Source organism: Microbacterium sp. NPDC055683, assembly GCF_053617895.1.
This window is the reverse complement of the sequence record NZ_JBSHGQ010000004.1, coordinates 72,217-98,841: the sequence shown is the minus strand read 5'-3', so window position 1 is coordinate 98,841 and position 26,625 is coordinate 72,217. Positions and strand designations below refer to the sequence as shown.

Below are 26,625 nucleotides of genomic sequence, written 5' to 3'. Positions count from 1 at the left end.
TGAGCGGGAGTGCTCACCGACCGGATGCGCCGCTACTTCGTCGAGAAGGCCGCGTCGAAGGCGGCCGCGGGCGGCGTGATGGCGTTGAGCTCCCGCACGAACGCGAGCGCCTCGGGTGCGCCGTGCAGCCGGTCCATGCCGGCGTCCTCCCACTCGACGCTCGTGGGGCCGTCGTAGCCGATGGCGTTGAGTGCACGGAACAGCGGCTCCCACGGCACCTCGCCGTGGCCCGTCGAGACGAACGTCCATCCGCGGCGGGGGTTCGCCCACGGCAGGTGCGAACCGAGCACGCCGTTGCGGCCGTCGAGGTTCGTCACCGACTCCTTCACGTGCACGTGCAGGATGTGCTCGGCGAAGTCGAGCACGAACGCCACCGGGTCGAGCTGCTGCCACATGAAGTGCGACGGGTCGAAGTTGATGCCGAAGCCGGGGCGGTGCCCGATCGCCTCGAGCGTCGCCTTCGCCGTCCAGTAGTCGTAGGCGATCTCCGACGGGTGCACCTCGAGCGCGAAGCGCACACCGACCTCCTCGAACACGTCGATGATGGGGTTCCAGCGGTCGGCGAAGTCGCGGTAGCCGGCCGCGATCATCTCATCCGAGGCGGGCGGGAACATCGCGACGTACTTCCAGATCGACGAGCCCGTGAACCCGGTCACCGTCTTCGCACCGAGCTTGGCGGCGAGCCGAGCGGTGTTCTTCAGCTCCTCTGCGGCGCGCTGCCGCACACCCTCGGGGTCGCCGTCGCCCCAGACGGCGTCGGACAGGATGTCGCGGTGGCGCTGATCGATCGGATCGTCGCACACGGCCTGCCCCTTCAGATGGTTGGAGATCGTCCAGACCTTCAGGCCGTGCCGCGCGAGGATGTCGAGCCTGTCCTGCACGTAGGCGTCGTCGTCCCACCGCCACGGGTCGAGATGATCGCCCCAGCAGGCGATCTCGAGGCCGTCGTAGCCCCACTCGCCCGCGAGGCGGCACACCTCCTCGAAGGGCAGATCGGCCCACTGGCCGGTGAACAGCGTGATCGGTCGCGTCATCGCGAGCACCTCCGGATTGTGGTTTGCTCCAACATAATCAGAGGGCAGCGGATCACGCCAGCACCACCTCGCGCGCGACCGGCACGCGGTTGGTCACGTACCGCCCCGGCCCGCCGTCGGCCCCCGGCACGATCTGCATGTAGAGCAGGCGCATCGTCAGGACGACCTCGACCTCGATCCGCTCCCCCGGCGCGGGAGCCGGGTCGAGCGGAATGACGATGTCGGGCCGGTCGGCGACGAACCAGAGCGTGTCCCACTGCTCGGGCAGCTCGGCGATCGTGTACGAGCGGCCCTGCAGTTCGAACCGCAGATCCTCCTTCGGGATCGCGACGCCGTTCACGGTCGCGGCGACGTCCGACACCGCCGAGAGCCAGAGGCTGCGGTACCAGGGCAGCTGCACCGAGACGGCGATGCCGCCCTCCCGGCGCACGACGTCCTTCTCGGCGAACAGCGAATTGTGCGTGGCCATGTCGTCTCCTCCTACACCGCTGCCGTCTCGGCGACGGCCTGCTCGATCGCGCGCGTCATGAGCGCGTGCTGCTTCTTCACGAGGTCGATCGGATCCGCCTCGCCGAGGTCGCTGAAGGCGTGCCCTTCCCACTCGCTGGAGAGGTAGCCCGTGTACCCGCCCTGCACGAACTGGCGCACGATGCGCGGGATGTCCATGGCCGGCTCCTCGCCATCCGCCCCGAGTCCAAAGAACTTCGCGTGCACGTGGAAGATCCGCGGCATGATGTCGAGCCACTCCTCGGCCGGGACGAGCCCGTGCATGTTGAACGCGAGGCGCGTGAACGGGCCGAAGCGCAAGTGGTCGACGCCCTCGCCCGCGAGGTAGTCCTCGAACGCCTGGTTGCGCACGTGCATGGGCTCGGGGCGGTGCCAGATCTCGTCCATGACGGCGAAGTGCCGCTCGTCCATCCCCATCTGCCCGAGCGTGCGCAGCAGGGTCGGCGACAGCGAGTGCATGGTCGACGAGAAGTCGGCCGTGAAGCCGAGGCGGTCGCTGCCGAGCTCGTCGTAGAGCTCTCGGATGGCCACGACCTTCGGGTCGTTGGGGCCCTGCGGCGCGTGGATCTCGTAGCCGAGCCGCTGGTCGTACTTCTCCGCGAGGGGCAGCAGGCTGCGCAGCAGCTCCCTGCCTGCCGAGCGGATGACGATGGTGCGGAACCCGAGGGTGTTCGCCGTCTTCAGCTGCCGGGCGAAGAAGTCGTGCTCCTCCTCCGGCGTCATGTCGCGGTCGACCCTGCGCCCCATGTCGAGGTTGGTGCCGACGGCGCTCGCCTCCAGGCCGTGCTTCTCGAGCGAGTCGAACCACAGCCGGGTGAAGTCGGCGTCGACGTCGGGGTACGTGCGCAGCAGCTGCGCGATGTTGAACTCCACGCCGGGGCCGATGCCGTGCTCCGCGACCGCGGCGATGAGCGTCTCGGGCGTGTAGAGCCCCGCCGCGAACTCGCTCGTGAGCGAGTACAGCGTCGTGCCGAGCCGGATGCCCGTACCCGCGATCCCGCTCATGCGCGCACCCCCGCGTTCGACGTGGAGAGGTGCGCGGCGAGCTGCCGCCGCGCCTCGTCGGCATCGGTCACCATGCGCGATCCGGCGGCCTCGGCCGCCGAGCGCTGCACCACCTGCTCGGCCGCGATGATGTCGAACGGGCTCTGCCAGTGGTTCCAGTGCCATCCCTCGTACTCGCTCGAGATGGCGCCCTGGTAGCCGTGCTCGACGAGCAGGCGCACGAGGTCGCGCACGGGCACCGAGGGCTCCTCGCCCGACTCGTCGATCCCGAAGAACTTGCCGTGCACGTGACGGATCCACGGCATGATCTCGAGCCAGTCGTCGACGGGGGCGGGGCCGAACAGGCCTGTCCCGTTGATGCCGAAGTCGATGCCGAACTGCGGCTGGCCATGCTGCCCGGCCAGCCCGATGAACCGGCCGAAGCGCTGCTCGTGCTCTGCCTGGTCGGCAGGCGGTCCCTGGCGGTAGAACTCCTGCCACAGGTCGACCACCGCGGCCAGCAGCTCCTCCGACGCGCCGCGACGGCGGTACGCCTCGACGAGCGACGGGGCGAAGCCGACGGTCGTGGCACCCCAGTCGGCCGTGAAGCCGAGCAGGGGCGAGCCGACCTTCTCGTAGCGGTCGCGCAGCGCGAGGATGCGCGGGTGGCTCGCGTACTGGTCGGCGTGCACCTCGAGCGCGAGCGTGACGCCGTAGCGCTCCGCGACGGGCGCGAGCGCCTCCATGGAGTCGGGCGTGAGGGAGATCTGCACACGGGCGATGGGGAAGCCGAGCTTCGCCGCCGCCTCGATCTGACGGCGCATGTACTCGATGAGCTCGTCCTGCGTGAGCAGGCGGTCGCGGTGGATGCCGATATCGGCATTGATGGCGAGCGACGTCTGCACGAGCCCCGTCTCGGCGACGAGGTCGCGGAACCATCCAGCGAACCGGTCGTCGACGTCGGGGAAGCCGCGGAAGCTCGAGAAGCCGATGATCTCGAGACCGGGGCCGAAGCCATCCGCCGCCGTCTTGCGGATGAGCGACTCGAGATCGTGCTCGCGGCCGTGGAACGCGCGCGTGAAGCTGTAGAGGGTGACGCCCTGGATGGGCGCGCCGAGAGAGGTCATGCTGCTGCCGCCTTCATGGTCTTGGCGTCGCGCTCCTCGATGTGGAGGGTCTCGTCGTCGCCGATGATGATGTACGGGATGTACAGGGTGAGGCCGACCTCGACCGTGTGGTCGGCGCCGTCGGCCGGCACCGCCACCCCGCCCGAGAGCACGGCCGAGTCGAGCGGGAACCACCAGCTGTCGGTGTCGTCGACCATCTCGGCGAAGGTGCGCTCCTCGCCGTTCAGGGTCCACCGCAGCGAGTCTGCGGGCGCCTCGACGCCGTCGACCGTGAGCGAGGCGCCGGCGATGCACGAGGCCGGCAGCGCGCGGTACCAGGGGATGCGCACCTCGACGGCGGCGCGGGCGCCGTCCGTCGTGAGGGTGCCGGGTTCGATGATGCGGTCGGGGATCACGATTCCTCCTGTGTGTCCGGGAAGATCCTGCTGATGATGCGGCGAGCGCCGCGGATGGCCAGTGCGACCGACGTCAGCGTCGGGTTGCAGGCCGTGGACGTCGGGATGACCCCGTTGCCGGCGACGAAGACGCCGGGGGCGCCCCACACCTCGCCGAACGGGTCGCACACGCTCGTGCCGTCGTCCACCGCGCCCATTCGCACGGTGCCCTGGTAGTGCAGCGACGAGCCGAGCGGCATGACGAACGCCCGCTCGTCGAGCGGCTCGCCCACCACGGCGCCGAGGCGCACGATCTCGTCTTTGGCGCGCTCGATCACGGCGTGGTCGGCGGCCGTGAGCGTGTAGTGGATCCGCATGGCCGGCATGCCGTAGCCGTCGACCTCGACGTCGTCGAACGCGACCCGGTCGGAGGCCTGCAGGTCCTTCGCGCAGAACAGCCCGAGCCCGACGATGGAGCCGGGGACGACCGGGTCGTCGTCGGCGAGGGGGACGGGCGACGCGTCCAGCTGCATGATCTGCCCGTGGAACGGGAACTCCTCGGTGAACGGCACCCAGCTGACGCCGCTCGTCTCGTTGAGCGCTCCCGCCGCGTCATCCCGCACGGGCGCCTCGACACCCCGCAGCCGCGACGCGAACACGACCTGCGCCTGGTCGTTGAGGTAGCGTCCGAGCGCCGCGGGGCGGATGCCCGACGCCCACAGCACCTGCGGGGTGCGCAGGGCGTCCGCTGCGACGACGACGTGCGGGGCGGCGATCTCGTGCACCGTGCCGTCGCGCAGGTCGCGGACCTCGACGCCGGAAGCGCGGCCATCCGTCTGCCGGACGCGCGTCACGAGCGTCTCGTCGAAGAGCGCGAACCGGGGGTTCGCGCGCGTGACGTCGCCGAGCACGATGTCGGAGCCCGACCACACGAGGCGGCCGTCGTCGCGGCGGTGCACCGCGAGCGGCATGCGCTGCACGCGGCGATCGGCGGGCCTGCCGTCGTCGACGACCGGCGCGAGGCGCTCGCGCACGATCGCGGCGAACGGCGCCGCGTCGAACGCGTCGGCCGTCACGCCCAGGATCCGGTCGGCGTCGTCGAGCAGCTCGTCGAGCTCGCCGTCGACGTCGAGGAACGCGATGCGCTCGCTGCCGCCGGGCCGAGGGCACGCGGCCGTCCAGTGCGCGCCCATCCCGCCGACGTTGCTCGAGAACGCCGCGACGGGCAGGCCGTCCTCCCCCGCCTGCACGTAGCCGTCGGGGAGGAGGTAGGTGCCGGGGCGCGCGCGACGGTCGCCGGCCTTGACCGCACCGGGCCCGTTGACGGTGGGCTCGCCCTCGCCCGGCCCCTGCGAGCGGCGCTGCGCGGCAGCGCGCTCGTCGGCGTCGACGATGTTCTTCACGTGCGCACCGGGCGGGTTCGACACGGTCGGCCCGACCTCGAGCATGGCGATCGTCGCGCCGGGCGCCTGCTCCGAGAGGATGCGGGCGTAGGCGGCCCCGGTGGGGCCGGAGCCGACGATCACGACGTCGACCTCCGCGGGGTACCTGCTCATCGCGCACCCCGCTCACACCCTCGTCCAACGGATATCCGTTGGACGAGAGGCCATCGGATAACGCAGAATCCGGTGTGCTCTCGGCAAGCGGATATCCGTTGGGCGAGAGAGGAGGAGGAGGAGATGCTCATGCGCCGGCCGCCCAGTCGACGATGCGGCGGACGGACGCGGAGGACTCCGTCGTCGGGTAGTACTCGAGGCCGATCGGGCCGGCGTAGCCCGCGGCTCGGAGGATGCCGAGGCGCTCGGGCCAGTCGAGCTCTCCCGTTCCCGGCTCGCCGCGGCCGGGGGCGTCGGCGAGCTGCACGTAGTGCACGAGGTCGCCCGCGTTCGCGAGCTCCGCCGCCATGTCCTCGCCCTCGACGGCCGAGTGGTAGATGTCGTACAGCACGCCGAACGCCGGCGAGTCGACGCCGCGCGCGACGTGCACCGCCTCGGCCGTGCGGTCGAGCAGCGAGCCGGGATGGTCGACGCGCACGTTGACGGGCTCGAGCACGAGCCCCACGCCCGAGCCGTCGATCTGCGCGACGGCCTTCCGGTAGATCTCGACGAGCTTGTCGAGCTGGACCTGCCGCTTCCAGCCGCCGAAGCCCGTACCGCTGCCGACGACGATGCGCGGGCAGCCGAGCTCGTTCGCGATGCCGACGCCCTCGTCGAGCTTGCGGAAGAACTCCGAGTGGTCCCACGGCGGGATCATGAACTGCGTGCGCGGCTCGGCGAGCTGCGCCGTCAGCTGCGTGCCCGTCTCCTCGAGCGCGGCCTTGAGCGCGGGGAGGTCCTTGGGCCGGGCCGGGGCGTCGACGCCCGTCGGGCCCCACATCTCCACGGCGTCGAAGCCGGCCGCTGCGGCGGCGCGCACGCGCGCGGCGTAGTCTCCCGCCTCGGTGAACAGCAGCTCGATATTGGGTGAGAGCCGGTACATCGGCGCTCCTCTCGTCAGAACATCGGATGGTCGTGGACGGCATGCACGGGAACGGGCTGCAGCACGTCCCAGTGCTCGACGATCCGGCCGTCCTCGAATCGGTAGATGTCCGCGACGGCGGCGTCCGGAGCGCCGGGTCGGGAGGCCTTCACATGCACCATCGCGAGGTCGCCGTCGACGATGATCCGCTGGATCTCGAAGCGGGCCTCGGGCGAGCCGTCGAACTTCGGGGTGAGCGCGGCGACCGCCGCCGCCGGTCCGTCGGCGATCGCCGGGTTGTGCTGCCGGTAGTCGTCCGACACGAGGAAGGCGAAGGCCTCGGCGACCCGCTTGCGCGTGTAGAACAGCTCGCAGAATCGGGCGAACGCAGGGCGGTTGCCGGTCATCGCGTCTCCTCCCCCACGACGCCGTATCGGAACGACCGGAAGGCGACCTCGCCGCTCCCGGCGGAGAACAGCGCGGGTCGGAGGCTCTTGAGGTCCATGACGGTGGCGGAGTGCGCGCCCTCGGTGTCGTACCGCACGCCGTAGCGGGTCCATTCCTCGCCCGGCCGGCGGAACCAGCCGGTGACGATGTGGGCGTCGTTCCGCAGCCGCAGCTGGATGACGTCACCCGGCTCGGCGGGCTCGCGGTGGTGCGTGCGGATGCCGCCCGCGTACCCGGCGAGCGCCTCGCCATCCCAGCCGAGCCCGAAGAAGAGCCGGCGGTTGAACCACAGCAGCAGGCCGCCCTGCGCCCCGCCCGACACCTCGAGCTCGACCTCGACCTCGTAGGCGCTGTCCATCGACCAGGTCGTGAGCGGCGACGCGTCGGCGGGACCGTCGCCCTTGCCGGCCAGAACGAGCGCGCCGCCGTCGAAGCGCGCGCGGTCGCGCTCGTCGCGCGCGGGGTCGTCGAAGACCCAGCGCTCGCCCCACGCCGGGGCGTCGAAGTCGTCGGACGGCGCCGGCACCGCGGTCGGATGGCCCTCGCCCGCCGGTTTCACGAGCGGGGCGCCCAGGTCGCGCGCCGGCGCGACGGGCCATCCGTCCGCCGTCCACTCGATCGGCTCCAGCAGGGTCTGCCGCCCCAGGGTGCGGTACCGGTTCGCGTACCCGTGCGAGACCATCCACCACCGTCCGTCGTGTCCCTCGAGCAGGGTCGCGTGGCCGCGCGACCACCACGCCTCTTCGGCGGACCAGGTGCGCGCGACGGGGTTGCCGGGTGCGTTCTCCCACGGGCCGTTCACCGAGCGCGACCGCGCGACGATGACCATGTGACCTGTCGCCGGGCCGCTCGTGCCGCCGATGGCGCTGACGAGGTAGATCCACCCGTTCCGGCGGAAGAAGGTGGGGCCCTCGAGCGCGTACGCCTCTGTCACCCAGTCGTCGGGGTGGCGCCAGCCGTCGTAGGCCTGCTCGAGCGGCGTCACGGCGGTCAGTCCGTCCGCCGAGAGCCGGCAGCGGCGGATGCCGTTGACGAACAGGTAGCGCTCGCCGCCCTCCCCCACGACGTGCCCCGGGTCGATGGCTCCGGAGATCCCCGTGAAGACGGGCTCGCTCCATGGCCCCGCGGGATGGTCGGCCGTCGCGACCCAGATCTGCGGGCTGTCGATGCGCTCGTCGCCCCAGGCGCTCGGGACGAACGGGATGTAGAGGAAGTACCGCCCGTCGTGCGCGACCAGCTCGGGGGCGAACACCGTGCTGAGCGGATGCTCGAGCGCGTTCGCCGCGAAGGTCCAGTTCACGAGGTCGGGCGAGCGCCAGATCTGCAGCCCCGGCGCCGCGTCGAACGACGAGAAGGTGAGGAAGTACTCGTCGCCCACACGCAGCACGGAGGGGTCAGGACGGTCTCCGGGCAGGACGGGGTTCGCGAACGTCCCGTCGCCGAGGTCGGCGGGCGTCCGCGGGGAGAGCGCGGTCATCCCTTCAGACCGCCCGCGAAGCCCTGGATGAACTTCTTCTGCGCGACGAGGTAGAAGGTGAGGATCGGGATCATCGAGACGAGCACGATCGCGAAGATCTTGTTCCACTGCGAGACGAGCGACCCGATGAAGTAGTACATCGCGACGGGCAGCGTCTGCGCGTCGGAGCCGCCCAGGAAGATGAGCGCCGTCATGAAGTCGTTCCACACGATGAGCCCCGTGAGGATGGCGACGGTGCCTGTCGCGGGCGCCATCAGCGGCAGCACGATGCGGAAGAAGATCTGCGTCTTCGTCGCGCCGTCGATCGCCGCTGCCTCCTCGTACTCCGTGCCGAGACCGCGGAAGAACCCGGCGTAGAGGAAGATCGCGAGCGGCAGCATCATGCCCGTGTAGAGGATGATCATGCCCCAGAGCGTCCCCGTCAGGCCGATCGCGCGCGCTCCGATGTAGAGCGGCACCGTGCCGAGCTGGGCGGGCAGGATGATCGCGATGAGGAAGAGGTAGTAGGCGCCCTTCGTCCACCGCTGCGTCGAGCGCATGATGACGTAGCCCGTGAGCGAGCCGAGGAGGACGAGACCCAGGATGGCGCCGAGCGTGAGGATCACCGAGTTCACGAGGCCGAGCACGATGTTGCTCTGCCCCTGCGCGGTGAACAGGTCGGCGAAGTTGCCGAACTGGGGAGCGGCCGGCAGCGCCAGCGGGGAGGACTGGAAGACCTCCTCGTCGGTCTTGAGCGCGGTCGACACGAGGAAGAAGAACGGCAGCAGGAAGACGAGGGCGAGCACCCAGATGAGCACCTCGCGCACGGCGGTGAGCTTGGTATAGCGGAACATGTCAGTCCTCCTTCTCCTGCGTCACGCGCTGCTGGATGATCGCGAAGACGAGGATGATGGCCGTGAGCACGAGGGCGAGCGCGGCGCCGTAGCCGAACTGGCCGAGCGAGAACGCCTGCTTGTAGACCTCGGTCGCGAGGGTCTCGGTGGCGCCGGCGGGGCCGCCGCCCGTGAGCGCCATGATCTGGTCGAAGATCCGCAGGCCGTTCACGAGGCCGAGGGTCGTGGCGATCGCGACGGCGGGGCGGATGGCCGGGAGCGTGACGTGCCAGAACCGCTGCCAGAGCGTCGTGCCGTCGATCGTCGCCGCCTCCTCGATCTCGACGGGCACGCCGGCGAGGCCCGCCGCGTAGATGACCATCGAGAAGCCCGTCTGCTGCCAGACGATGACGATGAGGATGGTCCAGATCGCGAACGTCGGGTCGCCCACCCATGCGCGGGCGAGGTCGCCGAGCCCGATCGCCGTGAGCGCGGCGTTAAGGGGCCCGTTGTAGTCGAAGATGAACTTCCACACGTAGGCCACGGCGAGCGGGCTGAGCACGACCGGCATGAAGAAGAGCGTGCGGAGGATGTAGCGCGTCTTGAGGAGCCGGTTGAGGGCGACGGCGAGACCGAGGCCGATGACGTTGGTGAGGATGACCGACCCGAACGCCAGGAAGAGGGTGTTCCCCAGCGCGAGCATCTTCGACGGGTCGGCGAAGATGCGGGTGAAGTTGTCGATGCCGATGAACTCGAACGCGCCGATGCCCGTCCAGTCCGTGAAGGCGAAGAATCCTCCCGCGATCGTCGCGGCGTAGTGGATGCCGAGCACGAGGACGATCCCCGGCAGCGCCCACCACCAGTGCCCGAAGGTCAGCAGGCCCGTGCGGCGCGGTCGTGCCTGGGCTCGGAAGCCGTTCCTCCGTCCGCCGCGTCGGGGGACGACGACGGCCTCCGTGGCCGATTCGCCTCGAGTCTGCGGCTGCATCATCGCAGTCATCTCGTCTCCTGTGCCTCGGTCTCGCCGTGCGGTCACTCGCCCCAGGCGCTGTCGAGGTCGGCCAGCACCTGGTCGACCGTCTTCTGCCCCGTGAACAGCCCCTGCACGCCCGTGCCGAGCGCGTCGTACACGGCCGAGTTCGCCCAGTCCGAGTTCGGCAGCGGCACGAAGTCGCCGTTCGCGAGCATGTCGGCGAGCGGCTCGAACGCCGTGCCGGTGAAGTCCATGTCGGCGTAGCCCGTGATCGGAAGGGTGCCGGACTCCTCGGCGATCCTCTCGGCCTGCTCGGGCTCGGCCATCCAGTCGAGGAAGGCGTGCGCGGCCTCCTTGTTCTGCGACGAGGCCGCGATCGAGTAGGAGTAGGTCGAGCTCGCGAAGCCGAACACGCCGTCGGCCGCGTCGACCGGTGGGAAGGTCTCGGCGAGGAAGGTGGCGGCGCCGTCCGCGGCCTGCGTGAGGTCGCGTGTCGTCCCGCTGGGGCCGAACATCGCCGTCGAGGTGCCCTGCACGAGACCGTTCGTGATGGCGTCGAACCCGGCGCCCTCGACGCCGCCCTGGAAGCACCCGGCATCGTTCATGTCGACGACGGCCTGCAGGGTGTCGGCCCATCCCTCGGAGTCGGCGAAGGTGACGTCGCCGTCCGCGCGCTGGGTGTTCCAGTCGGGCGTGTCGGCATACACGCGCGTGGCGGAGATGGCCTGCGCCATCATCCCCGCGTTCGCGCCGACCGCGCCCGCGACCACGAAGAACGATCCACCCGTCGCGGCGACCGTCTCGCAGGCGTCGAGCACGCCCTCCCAATCCGAGGGGTACTCCGTGATGCCCGCGGCCTCGGCGGCGGTCTGGTTGAACACGACGCCTGCCGCGGCGATGTTGAGGGGCTGGCCGTAGACGGTGCCGTCCACCTCGAACTGATGCTCGGAGCCCTCGGGGATGAGGCCGGCGGCCGTGTCCCCGAGGGGCTCGACCAGCCCGGCCTCGCCCAGCGGGAGGATGCTGATCGCCTGGCCGTTCCCCGGCGCGGAGAGGAACACGTCGGGAGCGTTGCCGCCCTGCAGCTGCGTGCGGATGTTCGTGTTGTAGCTCTCGCCCGGCATCCGGTTGATCGTGATCTCGACGTCGGGGTGCTCGTCCATGTACTGGGTGGCGAGGATCTCGTACGCGGTCTCCTCCTCGTTCGAGACGGGGAAGCCGAGCGAGAAGCTCGTCGACCCATCGGAGTCGTCGGTCGTGCCAGAGCAGCCGGCGAGGACGATCGCACCGATGGCGAGAGCTCCTGTGAAGGCGCCCGTCCGGATGAGGCGGCGGTGCTGTGTCATGATCTGTGCCCTTCTGACGTCGTCGTCACGCGGTGCAGGAGCCTCGCCCAGGTGCGGGGCTGAACCCAGTATGGCCGACCTAGGTAGAAAACACACATAAGTAATTTCGATAACCGACATAAGGGGCGAGGGCAGCCCGGGAGCCGCCCTCGCCCCTCGACCGGGGAGCGTCACTCGCCCCAGGCGGCGTCCATGTCGGCGAGCACGTCGTCGATCGACTTCTGACCCGTCAGCAGGCCCTGCACGCCCACCCCGAGCTTCTCGTAGACCTCGCCCTTCCAGAAGGCGTTGGGGAGCCCCGCGTACGCGCCCGACTGCAGCAGCTCCGCCACCGGCTCGTACATCGTCCCCTCGAGGTCGAGACCCTCGATGCCCGCGACCGGCAGCTCGCCCGAGAGCTCGGAGTAGCGCTCGGACTGCGCGGGCTGCGCGAGCCACTCGAGGAAGTCGGCCGCCGCCTCCTTGTTCTCGGATGCCGCGTTGATCGAGAGCGTGTAGTTCGAGCTCGCGATGAGGTACGGCTCGCCGCCGTCCGCCGCCGGGAACGGCTCGATGGCCCACTCGACGTCGGGCGCCGCCGCGCCGATCTCGACCGCCGCTCCCGAGGGGATGAAGCCGCCGAGCGACGCCCCCTGGCCGAGCCCGTTGGTGATGGCGTCGAAGCCGGCCCCCTCCGCACCGGCCTGGAAGCAGCCGGCCTCGCTCATGTCGACGATCGTCTGCAGCGTGTCGTGCCAGCCCTGGCTGTCCGAGAACGTCACCTCGCCCGCCGCGCGCTTGGCGTTCCACTCCGGGTCTTCCGCGTACACGCGCGTCGCCGAGATGGCCTGGGCCGCCATTCCCGTGTTGGGTGCGGCCGCACCGGCGAGCACCACGAGGGATGCACCGGCGTCTGCGGCCGTGGCGCAGGCGGCGAGGAGATCGTCCGTCGTCGTCGGGAACTCGTCGATGCCCACGCCTTCCGCGGCGGTCACGTTGAGCACGAGCGACGACAGGGTGAAGTCCAGCGCCTGGCCGTAGACCTCGCCGTCGATCGCGAACAGCGCATCGGCCCCCTCGGGCACGAGCGACGCCGCGGTGTCTCCGAGCGGCTCGAGGAAGCCGGCTTCGGCGAGGGGGATGATGCTGCGGGGATCACCGGATCCCGGCGTCGTCTGGATGACGTCGGAGGCGTTGCCCGCCTGCAGCTGCGTGCGCACGGTCTCGCCGTACGAGTCGTTGGGAACCGCGTTCGCCGTGATGGTGACGCCCTCGTGCGCCGCCATGTACTCCTCGGCGAGCGTCTGGTAGGGGCTCTCGAGGCTGTTCGACGTCGCGAAGGTGAAGCTGAACTCGACCTGCTCGTTCGTTCCCTCCCCTTCCGTCTCGGTGCTGCTCGTGCAGGCGGAGAGGGCCAGGAGGCCCACGGCGGGGATGGCGAGGGCGGCGAGGGGCCGCAGGGTGCGCTGTGTCATGGAGTTGCCTTTCTGACGTCATCGTCGGAAGTGCGCGGGTACGGGAGCCTTGCTGCTCCTGAGGAGAAGCATGCCCTCGTTCTGCCGGAAAGACACATAAGGGTTTCGGATGCCGCGCATCAGCTCCATGGAAGCGCGCGGCACCCGCACCATCCGCACGAAGCTCGCCCCCGTCGTCGAAACCCATGCCGGGAGCACTGGTTTCGACGACGGGGCTGGTCTCGAGGGCGGTTCAGGCCGGCTGCACCGCCCGGCGCATGCTCGCGCGGATGAGGTCGTGCTGCCGGCGCACGAGCGCGAGCGGGTCGACCTCGCCGAGCTCGGCGAAGGCGTGGCCCTCCCACTCGCTCGACCAGTAGCCGCGATATCCGCCCTCGACGAAGACGCGCACGAGCTCGGGGTAGTCGATCGCGGGCTCCTGACCCGTGTCGTCGATGTCGTAGAACTTGGCGTGCACGTGCAGGATCTGCGGCATGATGTCGGCCCACTCGCGCGGGTCGACGTGGCCGTGCATGTTGAAGGCGAGGTGCGCGAAGGCCCCGAGCCGGCCCGGGTCGAAGCCCCTCCCTCGCAGGTACGCGATGAACTGCTCCTGCCGCGCGCGCATGGGCTCGTCCGTCGCCCAGATCTGCTGCAGATGGCGGATGGCCTCGTCGTCGAGACCCGCCCGGCGCACGGCCCTCAGCAGCGTCGGCGACATCGCGTGCATGGTCGCCGAGAAATCGGCGACGAAGCCGAGCAGCGGGGAGTCGAGCTCGGCGTAGAGCTCGCGGATGCGCATCACCTCGGGGGCGTTCGGGCCCGACGGCGCGTGGATCTCGTAGGCGAGCTGCAGGTCGAGCCGTTCCGCGACGGGCAGCAGCCGTCGCAGCAGGTCCGGCTTGGCCGACTGGATGCGCACGAGCGGGAACCCGAGCCGCTTCGCCCCCTCGAAGAGCAGCTCGCTGACCTCGAACTCCTCGTCGGGCGTCATGTCGCGGTCGCGCCGGCGGCCCATGTCGAGGTTGGCGCCGAACGAGCTCGCCGCGAAGCCGTGCCGGTCGAAGGCGGCCCGCCACGTGCGCTCGAACTCGTCGGAGACGCGCGGGTACGTCGGCACCATCTGCGAGGCGACGATCTCGATGCCGGGGCCGATGCCCAGCTCCGCGACGCGGTCGAGCAGGCCGTCGAAGTCGTACCACCCGGCGCGGAACTCGGCGCTCGCGGAGTAGAGCGTGAGCCCGAGCCGGAACGGATCGCGCTCGTCGTCGACGGGGGCGGGCGGCACGGCCGTCTCGAGACCGACGGGGGCCGCGTCATGGTCGGTCGCCGTGAGGCGGAGCTCCTGGTGCACGACGTTCGGGACGTAGACGCCGGGCCCGCCGTCGGCCCCGGGCGCGATCTGCATGTACGGCAGCCGCAGCTCGCCGTGGATCACGACGTCGAGCGTGTCGCCGAGGGCGATGGGCTCGTCGCGCCGAATGACGAGCACCGGATGGCTCTGCAGGTACCAGAGCACGTCGCTCTGCGCGGGGAGGGCGCCGAGGGCGTATCGCACGCCGTCGAGCTCGAACGCGAGGTCCGCCTCCGCGACGGGCTCGTCGTCGATCCGGACGGCGAGCGATGTCACCGACGAGAGCCACAGGCTGCGATACCACGGGATCGTGAGCTGCAGCGCCGCGCCATCGGGATGGACGCGCAGGCTCGATGCATCGAGCAGGCCGTTCGGCATGGTGACTCCTTCGTCAGGGGATTTGTGTCGAGACTAGACCTACTTCTGCTGCTTTTCAACATAAGAGCTCGACGACGCGCAGAACGCCGCCCCGGACTTCCGGGACGGCGTTCTGTGCGTGCAGCGCCTACTGGTTGCTGAAGGCGGCGTCGAACGACGCCGCAGGGAGCTTCCACAGCAGCGAGCGGATGTAGGCCACCGCCTCCGCGGCGCCGTGGAGGCGGTCCATGCCGGCATCCTCCCATTCGATCGAGATGGGGCCGTCGTAGCCGATCGCGGCGAGGGCGCGGAAGGCGTCCTCCCACGGGATGTCGCCGTGCCCGGTGGAGACGAAGTCCCAGCCGCGGCGCGGGTCGCCCCAGGGGAGGTGGGATCCGAGGACGCCCTGGCGCCCCGAGGCGGCGCGGATGCGGGTGTCCTTGCAGTCGACGTGGTAGATGCGGTCGGCGAAGTCGCCGATGAACGACACCGTGTCGACGCCCTGCCACGCCATGTGGGAGGGGTCCCAGTTGAACCCGAACGCCGCGCGGCGGTCGATCGCCTCGAGGGTGCGCACGCTCGTCCAGTAGTCGTAGGCGATCTCCGACGGGTGGACCTCGTGCGCGAACCGCACGCCCTCGGCGTCGAACACGTCGAGGATGGGGTTCCAGCGGTTCGCGAAGTCCTCGTAGCCGGCGTCGATGACGTCGGCCGGCACGGGCGGGAACATCGCCACGTACGGCCAGATCTTCGAGCCCGTGAACCCGACGACGGTGTCGACGCCGAGCTTGCGCGCGACGCGCGCCGCGCGCTTCATGTCCTCGGCCGCTCGCTGGCGGACGCCCTCGCCGTCGCCGTCGCCCCACACGTAGTCGCGCAGGATGGCCTGGTGCCGGAAGTCGATGGGGTCGTCGCACACGGCCTGGCCGGCGAGATGGTTCGAGATCGCCCAGACCTTGAGGCCGTACTTGTCGAGGATGTCGAGCCGCGACTGCACGTAGGCGTCGTCCTCGTCGGCACGCCGCAGGTCGAGGTGGTCGCCCGACGCGGCGATCTCGAGGCCGTCGTAGCCCCACTCCGCCGCGCGCTGGGCGAGCTCCTCGAACGGCATGTCGGCCCACTGGCCGGTGAAGAGGGTGACGGGATGCCGTGCCTCGCTCATGGTTCCTCCTGGTCGGTTCATTCGTCGAATGGCGTCTCGACCCACGCGCCCGTGCGCGCGGACTCGACGACCGCCTCGGTCAGCTGCGCCGCGCGGAGACCGTCGCGGAACGTGGCGAGCCCCTCGGGCTCCGCGCCCGCCGTCGCCGCGTAGGCATCGGCGACGAACGCGTTGAAGGCGTCCTGGTACCCCATCGGATGGCCGGACGGCACACGGCACAGGCGCGCGGCGTCGGGCGAGAGGATGCCCTCCTCGCGCGGCAGCAGCAGCACGCCGTCGCGGCGCCCGATCCAGAGGTCCTCCGGCCGCTCCTGCTCGAAGCGGTATGCGGCGTCGCCCGTGTGCACCTCGAGCGTGAGCCCGTTCTTGCGGCCCGCCGCCATCTGGCTCACGAGCGCCGTGCCGGGCGCCCCGCCGGAGAGCTGGAACAGCACGGCGGCGATGTCCTCGTTCGCGACGGGATGGCCGGCGCGCTCGGCGAACACGGTGCGCGTGAGGGCGCTCAGCTTCACGACCCGCTCGCCCGTGACGAACTCGACGAGGTCGAACAGGTGCGAGCCGATGTCGGCGAAGGCCCGCGAGGCGCCGCCCGCGGCGCCCGCGCGCCAGTTGCCGTCCTCCTCGCCGAGCAGCCAGTCCTGCAGGTAGGCGGCGTCGACCGACAGCACGGCCTCGCCGCCCGCCGCGACGCGCGCCCGCGCCTCGCGCACCATGGGGTGGTACCGGTAGACGAACGGCACGGCGCCGACGAGACCCGAGCCGGCCTGGGCGTCGACCAGGCGGCGCGCGTCCGCCGACGTCGTCGCGATGGGCTTCTCGCACACCACGTGCTTGCCTGCGGCGAGCGCCGACAGGGTCTGCTCGGCGTGCTGCGCGTTGGGCGTGACGACGTGGACGACGTCGACGTCGTGCTCGGCGAGCAGCGCGTCGTAGCCCGCGAACGCGTTCTCGATGTCGAGGTCGGCCGCGGCCGACGACGCGCGCTCGGCCGACGACGAGCTCACGCCGACGAGGCGGGCGCCGGCGGCGCGCGCGGCACGGCTGTGCACGCGCGCCATGAATCCTCCGCCGACGAAGCCGGCGCCGATGTCAGAGCTCATAGGGCGTCCAGTCCGCGGGGATGGGCGCCGGCCGCTCGATGCGGCTCTCGACGGCGACCGTCTCGCCCGTCGCGATCGATCGGTCGATCGCGATCATCGTCTCCAGCACGTGCAGGCCGATGTCGCCCGATGCACGGTGCGGGCGGTTCTCGCGGATGCCGCGCACGAGGTCGACGACGCCGAGGCCGCGCCCTCCGACGATGCCGTCGACGGGGAGGTCCTCCCACTCCTGCTCGCGCGGGTCGCCCACGCCGCCCCGGAGGATGCGCAGCGGGCCCTCGAACATGTTCGGGTCGGGGATGACGAGCGTGCCCTCCGTCCCCGTGATCTCCACGACACCCATCCGGGTGAGCCACGACTCCCAGCTGAAGATGCTCGAGCTCGTGCCGCCCTCCACGAACTCGAGGTTCGCGTTCACGAGCGTGGGCACGAGCACGGGGAACTCCTGCCCTGCGCGGTCGCCGGCGACGACGGTGCGCGTCTTCGTGCTCGACAGGCCGAAGGCGGAGGCCTTCGCAACCGATCCGAACACGTTGACGAGCGTCGTGAGGTAGTACGGCCCCATGTCGAAGACGGGGCCGGCGCCCGGCGCGAAGAAGAAGTCGGGATTCGGGTGCCACTTGTCGGGGCCGATGCTCATCATCTGCGTCGATGCGCCGATGGGCTGGCCGATGTCGCCGCGCGCGATGGCGCGCAGCGCGCTCTGCACGCCCTGGCCGAGAACGGTGTCGGGGGCGATGCCGACGCGCAGGCCCTTCTCGGCCGCGCGGCGCACGAGCTCCTGGCCGGAGGCGAAATCGACGGCGATGGGCTTCTCGCTCCACACGTGCTTGCCGGCGTCGATCGCGGCGAGCGACACCTCGGCGTGCACGGCGGGGATCGTGAGGTTGACGATCAGCTCGACGTCGGGGTGCGCGAGGACCTGGTCGGGGGTGCCGGAGAACGGCACGCCGTGCTTCTCGGCCTGCGCCGCCGCACGGGCCGTGTCGATGTCGCCGACCGCCACGACCGTCACGTCGGGGAACTGCCCGAGGTGCTCGAGGTAGGTGTCGCTGATCATGCCGGCGCCGATGAATCCGACGCCGACGGGCTGCTGTCCGCTCACGGGACGCTCGCTTTCTCTCTGGTTCCGGGTGGACGTCAGGCGCCGAGGAGGGCGCGCGTGCCCGCGAGCCCCTGGGCGATGCCGTCGAAGATGTCGCCGCGGTACTCGTCGAACTCGACGACGAGCAGCTCGGCGTGGGGGGCGGCGGCGAGGACCGGCTGCCACTCGATCGCGCCCTGGCCCGCGGGGAGCTGGTCTTCCCGGTCCTTGCTGAGGGCGCCGTCGACGAGGGGTGCGTCCTTGATGTGGAGCTGCCGGACACGCGAGCCGAGCGACGCGAGCAGAGCCGGCACGTCCGCGCCGCCCACGGCGGCCCAGTAGGCGTCGACCTCGAGGCCGACCTCGGCCGGCAGGGCGCCGGCCAGCACCTCGAGGGCGGTCTCGCCGTCGAAGACGTTCTCGACCTCCCAGAAGTGGTTGTGGTAGCCGAACGAGAGTCCGTACGCCTTCGCCTTCTCGGCGTGCGCGGCGAGCTCGTCGGCGATGCGCAGCACCTCGTCGCGGTCGGCCCAGCGCTCGGGGGCGATGAACGGGTCGATGAGGGTCGTCACGCCGAGGGCCTGCGCGGCCTCGAAGAACGCCTCCGGCTCGCCGCTGGAGAGCACGGCGTGCGCGGTCGGGGCGGTGAGGCCGTTGGCGGCGAGACCCTTCTCGAGCTCGGCGCGCCACTCGACGATGTTGAAGAGCTCGATCTGCTCGAAGCCGATCCCGGCGGCGCGCGCGAGGGCGGCCCCGGCGTCCGCGGTCACCGCCTCCCGGATCGTGTAGAGCTGGAGCGCGATGGAGGGGGAGGCGGACATGGTTCTCTCTTCTCTGAGTCTGCGGGTCCTGATGACCGCGCTCTCACGGCCATCCCTGCGATGCTATCCGCACTTCTGTCGATGGACAAGCAAAAGTCTGGGTAACGGCGGCGGAAATCCTCTACGCTGGCACCCGACGAGGAGGACGGATGCCCGAAGCCCCAGGACCGCTGACCGCAGGCGGGCTGTTCCAGCCCTTCCGCGACGGCTCGGCGCGCACGCGCGGCGAGGTCGTCGCCGACACCGGTCTCGGTCGCGCCGCCGCGTCGACCCGGCTCGACGCGCTCGTCGGCGCCGGGCTGCTCGTCCCCGCGGGCGCGGCGACGTCGACGGGCGGGCGCCCCGCCCAGGTGCTGCGCTTCGACCCGCAGGCGGGGGTCGTGCTCGCGATCGACTTCGGCGCGCACCACGCGACGATCGGGCTCGCCGATCTCTCCGGATCGCCCATCGCGACGGTGTCGCGCGAGCTCGACATCACGGCCGGCCCCGCGGCGTGCCTCGACATCGCCCTCGGGCACGCGAGCGAGCTGCTCGCCGACGCCGGCACCGAGCTGTTCGGCATCGGCGTGGGGATCCCCGGCCCCGTCGAGCATTCTTCGGGGCGCCCGGTGAACCCGCCGATCATGCCCGGATGGGACGGGTTCGACATCCCCGCCGCCGTGCGCGCGCGGATCGACGGCGAGGTGCACGTCGACAACGACGTCAACATCCTCGCCATCGGCGAGCACGCGCTGCGCGGGGGCGAGGTCGACGACCTCGTCTACGTCAAGGTCGCCACAGGCATCGGAGCCGGCATCATCTCCGGCGGACGCATCCAGCGCGGCGCACTCGGCTCGGCCGGCGATCTCGGCCACATCCACGTGCGCCTGCCCGACTCGCCGCTCGTCGCCGACCCCGACGGCGATCTCGAGGCGGTCGCGAGCGGCACCGCCGTGGCCGCGGCGCTCCGGGCCCGCGGCGTCGACGCCGCCTCCAACGCGGATGTCGTCCGGCTCGTGCAGACGGGCCATCCCGAGGCCGTCGCGCTCACGCGCGAGGCGGGCCGCATCCTCGGCGAGGCGCTGTCGATCGTCGTGAACCTCGTGAACCCGTCGCTCATCGTCATAGGCGGAAGCCTCGGTCGCGTCGCCGACCACCTCATCGCCGGAGCGCGCGAGGTCGTCTATCGCCGGTCCATCCCTCTCGCGACGCAGCACCTGCGCATCGAGCCCTCGCGCGGCGGCGTCACGTCGGGTGTGCGGGGAGCGGCGACGATGACGCTGCAGTACGCCCTGTCGCCCTCCGCGATCGACGGGCGGCTCTCGCGCGCCTGAACGCGAGGCCCGCACGCGCCCTGAACGGGAGGCCCGCGCCCTGCCGGGTGCGGGCCTCCCGTTCGTCACACCTGCGCGAGCAGCTGCTGCGCGGCAGCCGTGCCGTCGACGTCGCCGCCGAATCCGAGCACGGTGCGCAGCGGCATCGACTCCATCATGCGGCTGATCTCGGGGTCGGCGAAGATCGCCGCCGACGCCCCGCCGTTCCCCGCGAGGGCGGACTCGAGGACGCCGGCGCCCTTCGGATGCCGCTGCCAGTCGCCGATCGTCGACTCGATGTCGAGCGTCGACTCCGGCACGGGCACCGCGAGCTCGATCTCGGCGGACGCCGTGATGTCGCGCGACGACGTACCGACCTCGACCGTGAACGCACCGGGCTCGACGGTCCATCCGTTCTCGCCCCAGAACGCGAAGGCGCGCTCATCGAGCTCGATGCGCACCCGCTCCGACGCGCCGGCGGCGAGGCGCACCTTCGCGAAGCCCTTGAGCTCGCGCACGGGGCGGTCGACCGACGCCTCCACGTCGCCGACGTAGACCTGCACGACCTCGGCGCCCGCACGCGCGCCGGTGTTCGTCACGGTGACCTCGACGACCGCGTGCGCGACGGCGGGGTCGGCGACCGACACCGCGACGTCCGACAGCGCGAACGTCGTGTAGCCGAGGCCGAATCCGAACGGGAACGCGACCTCGCGCTCGGTGCGGTCGTACCAGCGGTAGCCGACGTAGATCCGCTCGCCGTAGACGACCTTCTTCGGCGTGCCGGGGAAGTTCACGTGGGCGGGGTTGTCGGCGAGGCGCAGCGGCACGGTCTCCGCGAGGCGGCCGCCGGGCTCGGCGGCGCCGAACAGGATGTCGGCGGTCGCCGACCCGGAGGCCTGGCCGCCGAGCCACGTCTCGAGGATGGCCGGCACGCGCCCCGCGATGCCGTCGAGCGCCACGACGGCGCCGTTCGACAGCACGACGACGACGTTCGCGTTCACCTCGACCACGGCGTCGACGAGCGCGCGCTGCACGGCGGGCAGGTCGATGTGCGTGCGGTCGAAGCCCTCCGACTCCTCGGCGTCCGGCAGGCCGAGGAAGAGCACGACCGTCTCGGCCCCGGCGGCGAGGGCGACGGCCTCGGCGCGCAGCGCCTCGTCCTCGACGCCGTCGAGGCGGAAGCCCGCCGCGAAGCGCACCTCGCGGGACGCGGTCGTGCGGATGGCCTCGAGCGCGGTGTCGAGGCGGGTCGGCTGGATGTGCGAGGAGCCGGCGCCCTGATAGCGCGGGGTCTCGGCGAAGGCGCCCACGACGGCGATCGCCCCGCCCTCCGCGGGAGACAGCGGCAGCACGCCGCCCTCGTTCACGAGCAGCACGGCACTCTCCGCGGCGATTCGGCGCGCGAGCGCGTGGTGCGCGTCGACGTCGACCGGCTGGGTCTCGCCGCGCGCGTCGCGGAGGCGGTCGTGCACCGTGAGGATGCGCGAGACCGCGAGGTCGACGACCGACTCGTCGAGCGCGCCCGACTCGAGCGCGGCGCGGACGTCCGCCGCGTGTCGGGGGCCCGCGGCGGGCATCGTCAGGTCGAGGCCGGCCGCCACGGCGGCGGCCGGGTTCGACACGGCGCCCCAGTCGGAGACGACGTAGCCCTGGTAGCCCCACTCGTCGCGGAGGACCTCGGTGAGCAGCCAGTGGTGCTCGGAGGCGTACGTCCCGTTGATGCGGTTGTAGGAGCACATCACGGTCGCGGGCTGGGCGTCGGTCACGGTGCGCTCGAAGGCGGGGAGGTAGATCTCGCGCAGCGTGCGCTCGTCGACCTCGGCGCTCACGCGCATGCGCTCGGTCTCCTGGTTGTTGGCGGCGAAGTGCTTGAGCGAGGCGCCGACGCCCTGCGACTGGATGCCGCGCACCCATCCGGCGCCGAGCGCGCCCGCGAGGAGCGGGTCCTCGGAGAAGTACTCGAAGTTGCGGCCGCACAGGGGCGAGCGCTTGATGTTGACGCCGGGGCCGAGGAGCACGTCGACGCCGAGCGCCCGGCTCTCGCGGCCGAGCGCCTCGCCCATCTCCTCGAGGAGGGCGGGGTCCCACGTCGAGCCGGTGGCTGCGGCCGTCGGGAACGCCGTCGCGGGGTGGCTGTCGTTGATGCCGAGGTGGTCGGCGCTGCCCGACTGCAGCCGCACGCCGTGCGGACCGTCGGTGAGGACGGCGCCCTCGACGCCGGCGTGCGCGACGGAAGCGGTGGACCAGAAGCTGTCGCCGGTGAGCAGGGAGAGCTTCTCGTCGAGCGAGAGCTTCGAGACGGCGGGGTGCATGGGAGGCCTTTCTCTCGCGCGGACGCCCTCGTCGGCCATCCACTTACGCGCTTCAGTGTGGTGTTGAATGTATCTTGCCCGCCCCCTCGATCGCAAGGACGCGCATGGCTTCACAGGAATCCCGCCGGATCACGGCCGCCGACGTCGCCCGCGCCAGCGGCGTCTCGCGCGCGACCGTCAGCTACGTGCTGAACGACACCCCGGGGCAGACCATCCCGGAGTCCACGCGGCAGCGCGTGCAGCAGGCGGCGGATGAGCTGGGCTACGTCCCGAGCGTCCACGCACGCGCGCTCGCCTCGCGCAGCACGGGCATCGTCGTGATCGACAGCAGCACCATCCCGCCGGGCGCGCTCGTGGCGGGCGCGACGCGCTCGCTGTCGAGAGCGCTCGTCGACCGCGGCTACGTGCCGGTCGTGAACCAGTACACGGGCGCCGACGAGGCGGGAGAGGTCCTCGTCACGCTCGCCCAGCGACTGCAGCCCGTCGCGGTCGTCGCCCTGGGCGGGCTCGACCCCGCGCTCACCGCCCTCCTGGAGCAGGCCGGCGTCGAGCGCATCGTCGCCCCCTCACCCGGCGACGACCCCGCCTCCGAGCGCATCGGCGAGCTCGCGGAGGTGCAGATCGCGTACCTCGCGGATCGAGGCCATCGTCGTGTCGTCTACGTCACGCCCGCCGAGCCCGAGCTCGCGGCGCTCGCCGAGCTGCGGCTGGCCGGCGCTCGCGGCGCCGCGGCCGCGCACGACGTGTCGCTCACGGCCGTCCCCCTGCACGAGCAGGAGCGCCTCGCCGACGAGCTCGCCCGGCTGCACGCCGACGGTGCGACCGCCGTCGCGGCGTACAACGACGAGGTGGCCGTGGGCGTGCTCGGGGCCGCCGCGCGCGCAGGCGTCGACGTCCCGGGAGCGCTCGCGGTGATCGGCATCGACGACCTCCCCCTGGCGCGGCGCACGCACCCGCAGCTGACGACGGTGTCGCAGAGCGACGGGGCGGCGCAGTTCGAGATCGTCGACGTCGACGCCGTGCTCGCGGGCAGGACGGCCATCCTCCCCCACCCGCGCCCTCGGGTCGTCATCCGCGGGTCGGCGTAGCGGGCGGGGCGACTCGCGGCAGAACCGCTGCCGCGTTTCGCGGCGACCGTCACGCCGTTGGACGCGAAACGCGGCAGGGGTCCGGCAGAATCCGACTGTCGCCCCGAAACGCGGCGACACGCGCGCCCCGCCAGCGCCCCAACTACTCGGCGAGCCGACGGAAGCGGTCGCTCACGCGCGTCGAGCCGGAGACGGCCGCCTCGGCGCCCGGCACGCCGCTCGCGCCGACGTGCAGGATGGCCCGGGCCAGCACCTCGTCCCGCACCTCCCTGCGGGCATGGTCGTCCGCGAGCATCTCCACGAGCGCCGCGACCTCTGCCTCCGCGCGCGCCGCGATCGGGAACCACGGCAGCGCAGAGCGCCATGCGCGGAAGGCGAGGAGCAGGATGTCGTGCCGCTGCTCGACGTGCGCCCGCTCATGCGCGATGACGGCGACGAGCTCGTCGGCGTCGAGTCGGTCGAGCAGTCCCTGCGACAGCACCGTGACGGAGCCGGCGCCGCGGGGCAGGCAGTAGGCGACCGGCACGGCGTCGTCGATGACCCGCGTCCGCGCCCGCGTCGGGTGGGGCGACGTGAGCATGTCGAGGAGCGCCAGGTGCCGCCGGCGCTGGCGCGTGACCTGCACGACCGTGACGGCGAGGTGCACGAGCAGGTAGACCGTGAAGGCGATCGCCGGCACGACGGCGATCCATCCGTGCCGCGGGGCCACGGCATGGCCCGCGAGGGCGAGCGCCCCGATCATCGAGAAGCCTCCCGCGAGGCCGATCGCCTGCCACAGCAGGAGCGCGATGACGGGGTTGCGCATGGGCCACGTCGCCCGCGAGAGGGCGACGGGGACGGGCCACGCGAGAGCGAGCGCGACGACGCCGAGCACGACGGCGCCCCACACGATCAGATCGTGCGGGATGATCAGCGCGCCGTCGAGTGCCGGATCGGCGAGCGCGGGTAGCGCCGCGGCCATGGGATGTCGGCTCAGGCGGCGCCGCGCAGCAGCTTGCGGAGCACGGCGGCGTCCTCTGCCGAGACGCCGCCGACGAACCGCTCGAGCACGGCCATCCGGTCGGTCGACTCGCCGAGCACCTCGTGCATGAGCTCCGCGACGTGTTCGGCGCGGGACGCGACCGCCGTGTACCGGTGGGGGCGGACGGAGCGGTCGGAGGCGACGAAGCCCTTCTTCTCGAGACGGGAGAGCACGGTCAGCAGCGTCGTGGCGGCCAGCTGACGTCCGTCCCCCTCGAGCTTCTCCTTGACGTCGTACGCGGTCACGGGCACCTGCGCGTCCCAGACGGCGTCCATGACGGCGCGTTCGAGTTCGCCGAGCGTCCCCATGCGCACCTCCTCCCGGCCTGCGTCCGCGACGCGGACTCGCGATCAGGCCATCCTGCCATCCAATTCTACTCCCCGTCGAATTTCTTCTATGCTCTGTCGAAGTAGTTCTACAGAGCGTAGAATTGCGAGCAGGCCGGGAGACCCCGACCTCATCCCTGCGAAGGAGACCCGCGTGGACGTCCTCGACATCGCCCGCTGGCAGTTCGGCATCACGACCGTCTACCACTTCCTCATGGTGCCGCTCACGATCGGCCTCGGCATGACGGTCGCGATCCTGCAGTCGGCGTGGGTCCGCACGGGCGACGAGAAGTTCCTGAGGGCGACGAAGTTCTGGGGCAAGCTCTACCTCATCAACTTCATCCTGGGCGTCGCCACGGGTCTCGTGCAGGAGTTCCAGTTCGGGATGGCCTGGAGCGAGTACTCCCGCTTCGTCGGAGACGTGTTCGGCGCCCCGCTGGCCCTCGAGGGGCTGCTCGCCTTCTTCGCCGAGTCCACCTTCCTCGGCGTCTGGATCTTCGGATGGGGGCGCCTCCGCAAGGGCCTGCACCTCGCGGCGCTGTGGTGCGCCGTGCTCGGATCGTGGGTCTCCGCCTACTTCATCATCGTCGCGAACTCGTGGATGCAGCACCCCGTCGGCGTCGAGCTCGGCGACGACGGCCGCCCCGTGATGACCGACATCTGGGCCGTGCTGACGAACAACACCGCGATCGCGGCGTTCACTCACACCGTGTTCGGCGCGCTCGTCGTCGCCGGGATGTTCCTCCTCGGCATCTCCTGGTACCACCTGTGGCGCCGGCGCCACGACGGCATCGACACGGTCGACGCGTCCGGCCGCGTCGTCGTCGGCTCGGCTCCCGACGTGCCGGGCCGCGACGAGAAGGATCACGGCGTCTGGATCTGGTCGCTGCGCTTCGGCGCGATCGTCGCCATCCTCGGCTTCGCCGGCACCGTCGCGACGGGCGACATCCAGGGCAAGCTCATGTACGAGCAGCAGCCCATGAAGATGGCCGCGGCGGAGGCCGCCTGCCACACGGGCTCGGCGTTCTCCGTGCTCTCCCTCGGCGACCCCGGGTCGCGCGACTGCTCCGACGTCGTCACCCTCATCGAGATCCCCGGCGTGCTCGGGTTCCTCGGCACGGGCGAGTGGGGCGCGGAGATGCCGGGCATCAGCGACCTGGAGCCGCAGTACGTCGACCAGTACGGCGAGACCATCCCCGACGACGAGCTGTACGGCGACCGAGCGGGCAGCGAGGTCGAGTACGTGCCCGTCATGTGGGTCACGTACTGGGGCTTCCGCCTCATGATCGGCCTGGGCGGCATCGTCGCGGCGGCCGCCGTCGTGGCCCTGTGGCTCACCCGCAAGGGCACCGTGCCGCGCTCCCCCTGGATCATGCGGCTCGCTCTGCTCGGCATCGTCGCGCCCTTCGCGGCCAACATCGCCGGCTGGATCTTCACCGAGATGGGGCGGCAGCCGTTCGTCGTCGCGCCGAACCCCGACGCCACGGGCGTCGACGGCGTGTTCATGTTCACCGCGGCCGCCGTCTCACCCGGCGTCACGGCGGGCGAGCTGCTGTTCTCGGTCATCACCCTCGCCGCCGTCTACGGCGTGCTCCTCGTCGTCGAGCTCTTCCTCCTCGTGACGTACATCCGCGGCGGGGTCGCGAGCGCGATGCCCGAGCTCGCCCACGAAGCCGACGACGACCATCCCGACGACGACGCGAAGCGGGACGACGTCCTCGCGTTCGCCTACTGAAC

At 71.3% G+C, this 26,625-nt stretch carries 24 protein-coding genes; 3 read left to right on the top strand and 21 right to left on the bottom strand.

All coding sequences use genetic code 11. The annotated features are described in order from the left end of the window. Positions 1–32: 32 nt before the first annotated feature. The 18 genes from ACWGPF_RS03145 to ACWGPF_RS03060 all read right to left on the bottom strand — a co-directional run bounded on the left by ACWGPF_RS03145 (position 33) and on the right by ACWGPF_RS03060 (position 18,849). A complete protein-coding gene (locus ACWGPF_RS03145; RefSeq protein ID WP_452331438.1) occupies positions 33–1,034 on the bottom strand; it encodes a sugar phosphate isomerase/epimerase family protein in 1,002 nt (333 codons plus the stop codon). A 52-nt stretch (positions 1,035–1,086) separates the two neighbouring features. Beyond that, complete coding sequence (locus ACWGPF_RS03140) at positions 1,087–1,503, bottom strand: C-glycoside deglycosidase beta subunit domain-containing protein (protein ID WP_452331437.1); 417 nt, start codon at positions 1,501–1,503, stop codon at positions 1,087–1,089. An 11-nt stretch (positions 1,504–1,514) separates the two neighbouring features. Beyond that, positions 1,515–2,546, bottom strand: a complete 1,032-nt coding sequence (locus tag ACWGPF_RS03135; RefSeq protein WP_452331436.1) for a sugar phosphate isomerase/epimerase family protein — start codon at positions 2,544–2,546, stop codon at positions 1,515–1,517. Continuing rightward, a complete protein-coding gene (locus ACWGPF_RS03130) occupies positions 2,543–3,652 on the bottom strand; it encodes a sugar phosphate isomerase/epimerase family protein (RefSeq protein ID WP_452331435.1) in 1,110 nt (369 codons plus the stop codon). The genes ACWGPF_RS03135 and ACWGPF_RS03130 overlap by 4 nt, the downstream gene beginning before the upstream one ends. After that, positions 3,649–4,047, bottom strand: a complete 399-nt coding sequence (locus ACWGPF_RS03125) for a C-glycoside deglycosidase beta subunit domain-containing protein (protein ID WP_452331434.1) — start codon at positions 4,045–4,047, stop codon at positions 3,649–3,651. The genes ACWGPF_RS03130 and ACWGPF_RS03125 overlap by 4 nt, the downstream gene beginning before the upstream one ends. Further along, positions 4,044–5,582, bottom strand: coding sequence for a GMC oxidoreductase (locus ACWGPF_RS03120; protein WP_452331433.1), 1,539 nt, complete (start codon positions 5,580–5,582; stop codon positions 4,044–4,046). The genes ACWGPF_RS03125 and ACWGPF_RS03120 overlap by 4 nt, the downstream gene beginning before the upstream one ends. Positions 5,583–5,709: 127 nt before the next feature. Next, positions 5,710–6,504 carry a TIM barrel protein gene (locus ACWGPF_RS03115; RefSeq protein WP_452331432.1) on the bottom strand — a complete coding sequence of 265 codons (795 nt, stop codon included), beginning with the start codon at positions 6,502–6,504 and terminating at the stop codon, positions 5,710–5,712. 14 nt (positions 6,505–6,518) lie between these two features. Continuing rightward, positions 6,519–6,890, bottom strand: coding sequence for a nuclear transport factor 2 family protein (locus ACWGPF_RS03110; RefSeq protein WP_452331431.1), 372 nt, complete (start codon positions 6,888–6,890; stop codon positions 6,519–6,521). Beyond that, positions 6,887–8,407, bottom strand: coding sequence for a family 43 glycosylhydrolase (locus ACWGPF_RS03105; RefSeq protein WP_452331430.1), 1,521 nt, complete (start codon positions 8,405–8,407; stop codon positions 6,887–6,889). Before ACWGPF_RS03105 ends, ACWGPF_RS03110 begins: the two co-directional genes overlap by 4 nt. Beyond that, a complete protein-coding gene (locus ACWGPF_RS03100) occupies positions 8,404–9,240 on the bottom strand; it encodes a carbohydrate ABC transporter permease (RefSeq protein ID WP_452331429.1) in 837 nt (278 codons plus the stop codon). The genes ACWGPF_RS03105 and ACWGPF_RS03100 overlap by 4 nt, the downstream gene beginning before the upstream one ends. Position 9,241: 1 nt before the next feature. Then, on the bottom strand, positions 9,242–10,210 hold the full coding sequence (locus tag ACWGPF_RS03095; protein ID WP_452331428.1) for a carbohydrate ABC transporter permease: 969 nt from the start codon (positions 10,208–10,210) through the stop codon (positions 9,242–9,244). Positions 10,211–10,251: 41 nt separating this feature from the next. Next, positions 10,252–11,538 carry an ABC transporter substrate-binding protein gene (locus tag ACWGPF_RS03090; protein WP_452331427.1) on the bottom strand — a complete coding sequence of 429 codons (1,287 nt, stop codon included), beginning with the start codon at positions 11,536–11,538 and terminating at the stop codon, positions 10,252–10,254. A gap of 170 nt (positions 11,539–11,708) precedes the next feature. Beyond that, positions 11,709–12,992 carry an ABC transporter substrate-binding protein gene (locus tag ACWGPF_RS03085; protein ID WP_452331426.1) on the bottom strand — a complete coding sequence of 428 codons (1,284 nt, stop codon included), beginning with the start codon at positions 12,990–12,992 and terminating at the stop codon, positions 11,709–11,711. Between the two features lie 232 nt (positions 12,993–13,224). Then, entirely contained in the window at positions 13,225–14,703 is a 1,479-nt protein-coding gene (locus ACWGPF_RS03080) for a C-glycoside deglycosidase beta subunit domain-containing protein (RefSeq protein WP_452331425.1), read from the bottom strand. 127 nt (positions 14,704–14,830) lie between these two features. Next, entirely contained in the window at positions 14,831–15,844 is a 1,014-nt protein-coding gene (locus tag ACWGPF_RS03075) for a sugar phosphate isomerase/epimerase family protein (protein ID WP_452331424.1), read from the bottom strand. 17 nt (positions 15,845–15,861) lie between these two features. Further along, positions 15,862–16,944, bottom strand: coding sequence for a Gfo/Idh/MocA family protein (locus tag ACWGPF_RS03070; RefSeq protein WP_452331423.1), 1,083 nt, complete (start codon positions 16,942–16,944; stop codon positions 15,862–15,864). After that, positions 16,934–18,049: a Gfo/Idh/MocA family protein gene (locus ACWGPF_RS03065; protein WP_452331422.1), complete on the bottom strand. Its 1,116-nt coding sequence runs from the start codon at positions 18,047–18,049 to the stop codon at positions 16,934–16,936. The genes ACWGPF_RS03070 and ACWGPF_RS03065 overlap by 11 nt, the downstream gene beginning before the upstream one ends. A gap of 35 nt (positions 18,050–18,084) precedes the next feature. Beyond that, positions 18,085–18,849 carry a sugar phosphate isomerase/epimerase family protein gene (locus tag ACWGPF_RS03060; protein ID WP_452331421.1) on the bottom strand — a complete coding sequence of 255 codons (765 nt, stop codon included), beginning with the start codon at positions 18,847–18,849 and terminating at the stop codon, positions 18,085–18,087. Positions 18,850–18,998: 149 nt separating this feature from the next. On the opposite strand from ACWGPF_RS03060, the gene ACWGPF_RS03055 reads away from it, so the two are divergent. Then, complete coding sequence (locus tag ACWGPF_RS03055; RefSeq protein WP_452331420.1) at positions 18,999–20,162, top strand: ROK family protein; 1,164 nt, start codon at positions 18,999–19,001, stop codon at positions 20,160–20,162. Between the two features lie 65 nt (positions 20,163–20,227). Here ACWGPF_RS03055 and ACWGPF_RS03050 read toward each other — a convergent pair whose 3' ends face one another. Further along, positions 20,228–22,453, bottom strand: coding sequence for a beta-glucosidase (locus tag ACWGPF_RS03050; RefSeq protein WP_452331419.1), 2,226 nt, complete (start codon positions 22,451–22,453; stop codon positions 20,228–20,230). Between the two features lie 104 nt (positions 22,454–22,557). Between ACWGPF_RS03050 and ACWGPF_RS03045 the strand changes: the two genes are divergently transcribed. Beyond that, positions 22,558–23,541, top strand: coding sequence for a LacI family DNA-binding transcriptional regulator (locus ACWGPF_RS03045; RefSeq protein ID WP_452331418.1), 984 nt, complete (start codon positions 22,558–22,560; stop codon positions 23,539–23,541). Between the two features lie 142 nt (positions 23,542–23,683). On the opposite strand, the gene ACWGPF_RS03040 is transcribed toward ACWGPF_RS03045, so the two are convergent. Together ACWGPF_RS03040 and ACWGPF_RS03035 are read right to left on the bottom strand one after the other, a co-directional pair. Then, a complete protein-coding gene (locus ACWGPF_RS03040) occupies positions 23,684–24,502 on the bottom strand; it encodes a M56 family metallopeptidase (protein ID WP_345440973.1) in 819 nt (272 codons plus the stop codon). A gap of 11 nt (positions 24,503–24,513) precedes the next feature. Next, positions 24,514–24,870 (bottom strand): BlaI/MecI/CopY family transcriptional regulator, encoded by a 357-nt coding sequence (locus ACWGPF_RS03035; RefSeq protein WP_452331417.1) that lies wholly within the window; start codon positions 24,868–24,870, stop codon positions 24,514–24,516. Between the two features lie 172 nt (positions 24,871–25,042). Here ACWGPF_RS03035 and ACWGPF_RS03030 point away from each other — a divergent pair, with 172 nt between their 5' ends. Further along, positions 25,043–26,623: a cytochrome ubiquinol oxidase subunit I gene (locus tag ACWGPF_RS03030; RefSeq protein ID WP_452331416.1), complete on the top strand. Its 1,581-nt coding sequence runs from the start codon at positions 25,043–25,045 to the stop codon at positions 26,621–26,623. Positions 26,624–26,625 lie beyond the last annotated feature (2 nt).

Bases quoted from the DNA above. Each gene is read 5' to 3' on its own strand.
- ACWGPF_RS03100 (WP_452331429.1), bottom strand. From the start codon at position 9,240: ATGTTCCGCTATACCAAGCTCACCGCCGTGCGCGAGGTGCTCATCTGG.
- ACWGPF_RS03085 (WP_452331426.1), bottom strand. From the start codon at position 12,992: ATGACACAGCGCACCCTGCGGCCCCTCGCCGCCCTCGCCATCCCCGCC.
- ACWGPF_RS03055 (WP_452331420.1), top strand. From the start codon at position 18,999: ATGCCCGAAGCCCCAGGACCGCTGACCGCAGGCGGGCTGTTCCAGCCC.
- ACWGPF_RS03115 (WP_452331432.1), bottom strand. From the start codon at position 6,504: ATGTACCGGCTCTCACCCAATATCGAGCTGCTGTTCACCGAGGCGGGA.
- ACWGPF_RS03045 (WP_452331418.1), top strand. From the start codon at position 22,558: ATGGCTTCACAGGAATCCCGCCGGATCACGGCCGCCGACGTCGCCCGC.
- ACWGPF_RS03130 (WP_452331435.1), bottom strand. From the start codon at position 3,652: ATGACCTCTCTCGGCGCGCCCATCCAGGGCGTCACCCTCTACAGCTTC.
- ACWGPF_RS03140 (WP_452331437.1), bottom strand. From the start codon at position 1,503: ATGGCCACGCACAATTCGCTGTTCGCCGAGAAGGACGTCGTGCGCCGG.
- ACWGPF_RS03075 (WP_452331424.1), bottom strand. From the start codon at position 15,844: ATGAGCGAGGCACGGCATCCCGTCACCCTCTTCACCGGCCAGTGGGCC.
- ACWGPF_RS03050 (WP_452331419.1), bottom strand. From the start codon at position 22,453: ATGCACCCCGCCGTCTCGAAGCTCTCGCTCGACGAGAAGCTCTCCCTG.
- ACWGPF_RS03135 (WP_452331436.1), bottom strand. From the start codon at position 2,546: ATGAGCGGGATCGCGGGTACGGGCATCCGGCTCGGCACGACGCTGTAC.
- ACWGPF_RS03080 (WP_452331425.1), bottom strand. From the start codon at position 14,703: ATGCCGAACGGCCTGCTCGATGCATCGAGCCTGCGCGTCCATCCCGAT.
- ACWGPF_RS03105 (WP_452331430.1), bottom strand. From the start codon at position 8,407: ATGACCGCGCTCTCCCCGCGGACGCCCGCCGACCTCGGCGACGGGACG.
- ACWGPF_RS03120 (WP_452331433.1), bottom strand. From the start codon at position 5,582: ATGAGCAGGTACCCCGCGGAGGTCGACGTCGTGATCGTCGGCTCCGGC.
- ACWGPF_RS03145 (WP_452331438.1), bottom strand. From the start codon at position 1,034: ATGACGCGACCGATCACGCTGTTCACCGGCCAGTGGGCCGATCTGCCC.
- ACWGPF_RS03090 (WP_452331427.1), bottom strand. From the start codon at position 11,538: ATGACACAGCACCGCCGCCTCATCCGGACGGGCGCCTTCACAGGAGCT.
- ACWGPF_RS03040 (WP_345440973.1), bottom strand. From the start codon at position 24,502: ATGGCCGCGGCGCTACCCGCGCTCGCCGATCCGGCACTCGACGGCGCG.
- ACWGPF_RS03060 (WP_452331421.1), bottom strand. From the start codon at position 18,849: ATGTCCGCCTCCCCCTCCATCGCGCTCCAGCTCTACACGATCCGGGAG.
- ACWGPF_RS03095 (WP_452331428.1), bottom strand. From the start codon at position 10,210: ATGATGCAGCCGCAGACTCGAGGCGAATCGGCCACGGAGGCCGTCGTC.
- ACWGPF_RS03035 (WP_452331417.1), bottom strand. From the start codon at position 24,870: ATGGGGACGCTCGGCGAACTCGAACGCGCCGTCATGGACGCCGTCTGG.
- ACWGPF_RS03110 (WP_452331431.1), bottom strand. From the start codon at position 6,890: ATGACCGGCAACCGCCCTGCGTTCGCCCGATTCTGCGAGCTGTTCTAC.
- ACWGPF_RS03070 (WP_452331423.1), bottom strand. From the start codon at position 16,944: ATGAGCTCTGACATCGGCGCCGGCTTCGTCGGCGGAGGATTCATGGCG.